Annotated in this window: 4 protein-coding genes; all 4 read left to right on the top strand. The window is 46.3% G+C overall.

From position 1 onward, the window contains the following. On the top strand, positions 1 to 692 hold a 692-nt coding region (locus tag ACW12G_RS01815; protein WP_455647134.1), incomplete at its 5' end, for a SpaH/EbpB family LPXTG-anchored major pilin. 24 nt (positions 693 to 716) lie between these two features. Beyond that, complete coding sequence (locus ACW12G_RS01810; protein WP_455647133.1) at positions 717 to 1,508, top strand: class C sortase; 792 nt, start codon at positions 717 to 719, stop codon at positions 1,506 to 1,508. Between the two features lie 114 nt (positions 1,509 to 1,622). Continuing rightward, positions 1,623 to 3,653: an ATP-dependent DNA helicase RecG gene (gene recG / locus ACW12G_RS01805; protein ID WP_189428855.1), complete on the top strand. Its 2,031-nt coding sequence runs from the start codon at positions 1,623 to 1,625 to the stop codon at positions 3,651 to 3,653. 84 nt (positions 3,654 to 3,737) lie between these two features. Next, on the top strand, positions 3,738 to 5,362 hold a 1,625-nt coding region (gene mutS, locus ACW12G_RS01800), incomplete at its 3' end, for a DNA mismatch repair protein MutS (protein ID WP_455647138.1).

The following is a 5,362-nucleotide window of genomic DNA, read 5'->3' as shown; positions in this document are numbered from 1 at the left end:
CAGCAACAACTGCAACGGCAAAAGATGGGAAAGGGTTTAGAATCACATTTAATCCAAAAACTGCCAGTATGGCAGCAATGGCAGGGAAACAGTTAGTTGTTGCCTACGATGCTACGTTAACGAAAGCGGCCGCACCAGAAAAAGGCTTGACGAACGCCGCTGCTTTCACCGTTGATCAGGAAGTGGTCACGACCGAAGGGGATGGGTTAAAAATTTACACTGGCGGTGCTACCTTTGTTAAGGTGGACAAACAAAGTCAAGCCAGGCTGGCTGGGGCTGTTTTCCAATTAGTCAAAGTTGATCAGCAAGAAAACATCATAGCTTATGCGAATCAAGCTGCCGATGGCAGTTACCAGTGGGGAACAAGTGCCAATCAGGCCACAAGATATGTGACGGATTCACAAGGAATGTTGCGCTTGCAAAATTTGATCTATTCGGCAAAGTTACCGAATAACCAACACTATGCCTTGCTTGAAATACAAGCACCAACGGGTTATGCACGTTTGGCAAAACCAGTACCGTTTAATGTGATCAAAGGCAGTTATGCGACTGCGCAAACCATGACCATTGAAAACACCAAAAAAGGCTTGCTACCAGATACTGGTGGTGTTGGCGTTTATATTTTCTTCGGTATGGGCGTGATATTGATGGCTGGTGCTGTTTGGTGGTATAAAAAACAACACACGGTCTAATGTGTGAACCAGAAAGATGACGTTATGACAATGGCACAAAACCACCGACCAGATTGTTTTCGGTGGGTATTTGCTGGTATTTTTATTCTTGGCTTTTTGATTGCGACTTATCCATTTTATGTCAGCGCAATCAATCATTTTATCGATCAGCAACGGTTAACGCCCTTAGCACGACAACAACAGAAAACTAGTCAGCCGAGTCAACCAAACGATCACGGCGACGAGGTGGCAGATCCGTTTGCAAATGCCGCCCCGTCACAACAAATTGCTTTAAAACAACAATTGCTTGGTAGTATTACAGTGCCAAGTATTGCGTTGCATACGCCACTATTTAAAACCACCAACGAGGTGACCTTAACCTATGGGGCAACCGTGTTACAAAATATGGATAGTCCAACTGGTGGGGTTGGGACGCATTGTGTCATTGCGGGGCACCGTGGCTTGGCTTCAAGAGTGCTATTTACCAATCTTAATCGGGTTAAGTCAGGGGATATTGTGATTTTAACGCTTGGGGATAAAAAATCAGCTTATCAAATTTTTATGACCCAAGTGGTGCGACCGGCTGATTTTCAGGTGCTACAACGTCAACCTCAGCAGGACTTGCTGACATTAGTGACGTGTACGCCGGATATGATCAAATCACATCGCCTACTGGTGACGGGCAGGCGCGTGCCGTATCAGCCGAGCTTTCAGAAAAAAATCACACAAACGATTCAGTCAGAAAATCTTAAGCAAGCTGGTATATTACTAGTCTTTGGAGTGGCACTTGGCGGTCAAATCTGTTGGTTTTGGTGGCGTTGGCGACGATCAGCTTGATACCCGATGGCTCTTGCTGACTGCCAAAAGTTAATGGGCAACACGGATAGGGGGAAAAGGCAATCGGCTCATGAGCTGTCGCCTTTTTTTCAAGCAAAATGATACAATAATAACATGATGACACCGGTTGACAATGTGGATATTTTACCAGGCGTTGGCCCAAAACGCCTAACGGCTTTGCATGACCTTGATATTTTTACCATTGAAGATTTATTGGGGTATTTTCCGTTTCGCTATGAGGATTTAGGTGAGCGGCGGCCGTCCGAAACTTTGGATGGCGAGAAGGTCACCTTCAAGGGGGTGGTGAGTGCTCCCCCAGTGGTGACACGTTTTGGCAAGAAAACGCAAACGCGCTTTGGCTTACTAATTGAACACGAAAATGTTCGTGTGACGTTTTTTAATCAGCCTTGGTTAGCCCAAAATATCGCTGTTGGTCAGGAAGTGGCCGTGTATGGGACGTATAATGCTGCGAAAGCAGCACTAACGGGCATGAAAATGATTAATGCCACGGCAAATGCTTTGGATCCAATTTATCCGGCCTCTAAACAAATTACGGCAAAAACTATTCGGCATTTAGTCGAATTGGCCTGGGCGGATGTCCGTGGGACGATGCCGGACCTCGTGCCACTTAGTTTACGGCAGAAGTATCGGTTATTAGACCGCAATACCCAAATTGAACACATGCATTTTCCCACTGATATGCCAGCTGCAAAAGCAGCACGTCGGAGTGCAGCCTTTGAGGAATTCTTCATTTTTCAAATGCGTTTGCAACTGTTGAAGTTAGCGGATCAAAAATTTGCGGGTGAAGGCATTGCCTATGATGCGCAAGCGCTCAAAAAGTTTGAGGCAGGACTACCATTTACACTAACTGCTGCGCAAAAAAAGGTGATTGCGGAAATTTTGCAAGACCAGCATCGGCCACGGCACATGAATCGTTTACTACAAGGGGATGTTGGTTCCGGAAAAACAGTGGTGGCGGCCATGGCTATGTATGCCGTCGTGACGGCAGGGCTACAAGCTGCCATTATGGCACCAACGGAAATTTTAGCGCAACAACACGCGTTGAATTTAGCACAGTTATTTGATCGTGCGGGTGTGCAGCTACGCATTGAGCTGCTGACTAGTGGTTTGCGGGCTGCGGCGCGACGACAGATTCTAGAAGATCTTGAGAACGGCGAGATCGATATTTTAGTTGGCACACATGCGTTGCTACAACCAGACGTGGCATTTCATCATTTAGGACTGGCAGTCATTGATGAACAGCATCGTTTTGGCGTGAACCAACGAGCTGCGTTACGTGAAAATGGGGTTAATCCAGATATTTTGGCGATGACGGCGACCCCTATTCCACGCACATTGTCGATCACGGCTTACGGTGAGATGGATGTATCCATTATTGACCAATTACCTAGTGGCCGTAAAGCTATTGAAACTAAACGACTCAGTCATAATCAGTTAGATGCCGCTTTGGCATTTGTGAAACAACAACTGGATGACGGGGCACAAGCCTACATCGTGACACCTTTGATTGAAGAATCGGAGTCACTGGATGTGCAAAATGCGACCGCTATGTATGAAGCGATGCAGTTAGAGCTACCAGAATATACGATTGGCCTATTACACGGCCGCTTATCAAATGATGAAAAAAAGCAGTTAATGGCTGATTTTAAGGCGAATCGGATTCAAGTTTTGGTGGCCACAACTGTAATTGAAGTTGGGGTGGATGTGCCCAATGCCAGCATTATGTTGATTTTAGATGCCGATCGCTTTGGGTTAGCGCAACTGCATCAATTGCGTGGCCGTGTGGGTCGTGGTAGTCGGCAATCGTATACGTTGTTGATAGCGGACCCTAAAACCGATTACGGCACAGCCCGTTTAGATGCGATGGTGGCGACGACTAATGGCTTTGTTTTGGCGCAAAAAGATTTGGAATTACGTGGTTCTGGGGATATTTTAGGCACCAAACAGTCCGGTGTCCCAGAATTTGTTGTGGGTGATCCAATCAAGGATCTGACGATGATGGAAATTGCGCAACAGGAAGCGATTGCGTTAGTGAGTCAGGAAAATTGGGACCAACAGCCAGAAAACCAAGCGTTAGTCGCTTATTTATCACGCACGATGGCGCGCTATCGCCATTTTGATTAAGCGAAGTGAAAGAAAAGCTGATTTAGGAGATACCTCCCGATCGCTAAACCACTTGATACGCCCATGATGGTGCAATATCAATAGATTAAAGCGCAATATCCATATGCGTTCTTTTTTTATCGATTAGGTGATTTTTACGAATTATTTGAAGAAGATGCCATTCAAGGGGCAAAATTGCTGGAATTGACGTTAACAGCGCGGAATAAAAATTCAGAAAATCCGGTGCCGATGGCCGGTATCCCCCATCATGCGGCGCAAAACTATATCGATATTTTAGTTGATCAGGGACATAAGGTTGCCATTGTGGAGCAAATGGAAGATGCTGCCGCAGCCAAAGGCATGGTGAAACGTGACGTTGTCCAACTGATTACACCAGGGACAAAGTTATCGGGTGGGGCTGGTTCAGATAAACAAAACAATTATTTGGCGGCCGTATTACCGGATGGTCGGGCTTGGGCCATGGCTTATATTGATTTATCAACTGGTGAGTTGAAAGCCACAACCAGCCAACAATTTAATGATATCGTGGATGAATTGCGGTCGTTGGAAGTGAAGGAAGTCGTTTTGCGCCAAAATGATCCCGAAACGATCAAGCAACAAATGGCAACGCAATTGGGCGAGCATGGGTTAGTTATCTCAACGAAAGCGGAAGTAGCACCGTCCGCAACGATTAGTTTTTTGACGCAAAATCTCACGCATCCGCTAGAAGTTGCGGTCACGACGATGCTGTTAGGGTATATTTTTGATACCCAACGTCGTAATCTCGAGCATATTGTGCCTGCGGAAAGTTATGAACGGCTAGCTTACCTGAAATTTAATCAAGATACTCGGATTAATTTGGATTTAGTTGAAAATACCCGCACCAAAAAACGGGCAGGCTCATTACTGGGGTTAATTGACGAGACGCACACGGCAATGGGTGGTCGTTTATTGAAGCAATGGGTGTTGAAGCCGTTACGCGTGCAAGCTGATATTGAGGCGCGCCTAGATCTTGTGCAGGCTTTCCAAGCCGACTTTTTTACCCGAGGCACGTTACAAGATCATTTGAAGTCTGTCTATGATTTAGAACGTTTGGCAGCACGTGCAGCGATGGGGACCATGAACGCGCGTGAACTCGTCCAGTTAAAACGTTCATTACACGCAATTCCGGCGATAAAAGCGACTTTAGCAGAATCGGACAGTTTACTTCAGGCAGTTGGGCAGCAACTCGATGATATGGGCGACTTAGCCACTTTAATTGATGATGCCATTATGGACGAACCGCCAATTAGTGTGCGCGAAGGCAACATCATTAAAAATGGTTTTGACGCCAAAATTGATGACTATCGTCAAGTGCTCACCGATAACCAGCAGTGGCTGGCGCAATTGGAAGCCGACGAACGCGCTGCGACTGGGATTGGGTCGTTGAAAGTCGGGTATAATAAGAACTTTGGTTACTTTATCGAAGTGACCAAAGCCAATATTGGGAAATTAGCGGAAAATCGGTATGAACGCCTGCAAACTTTGACCAATGCAGAACGTTTTGTCACGCCTGAATTGAAGGCACATGAGCGGTTAATTATTGAAGCCCAAGCCAAGCAAACCGAACGTGAGTATGATTTGTTTGTCACCGTTCGTGACCATGTGAAGGCTGAGATTGGACGTTTGCAGACATTAGCTCAGCAAGTCGCCCGTTTAGACGTGCTGGCGGCGTTAGCTGATGTTGCGGA

Source organism: Leuconostoc sp., from assembly GCF_965300815.1.
Note: the sequence above shows the minus strand (reverse complement) of the source record. Positions and strands in the feature narration are given on the sequence as shown.